The sequence below is a fragment of the Zoogloea sp. LCSB751 genome, from assembly GCF_002028455.1.
In the GTDB taxonomy this organism is placed as follows: Bacteria; Pseudomonadota; Gammaproteobacteria; order Burkholderiales; family Rhodocyclaceae; genus Zoogloea.
Genome location: NZ_MWUM01000600.1, coordinates 1 through 237, shown reverse-complemented (window position 1 = coordinate 237; position 237 = coordinate 1). Strand labels below are relative to the sequence as shown.

1 protein-coding gene is annotated in these 237 nt (G+C 41.8%); it reads right to left on the bottom strand.

Annotation, left to right across the window (positions count from 1 at the left end):
• Positions 1 to 237 (bottom strand): hypothetical protein (locus B4920_RS30225; RefSeq protein ID WP_216820142.1); only part of this gene is annotated, 237 nt, incomplete at both ends.

The window sequence follows — 237 nt, the reverse complement described above, 5'->3', positions numbered from 1 at the left end:
TTGGTCTGTGTTTCCTTCTGTGAATAATACGGGTTTCTTTTCGATTTTTATTGCATTTAAAATGCTCAGAATCTGCTCTTGCTCTGTGTATGTTATCACACCTTGACAAAGACGCCGGACTGACTCCCTTTTTGGCAATGTATATGTTCTGACCGGACCTTCGCCTCCTTCGAAGTATCTAATTCTTGCTTGTGGGGCATTAATTAATGTCACCGCACTATGCGTGGTCATAAGAAC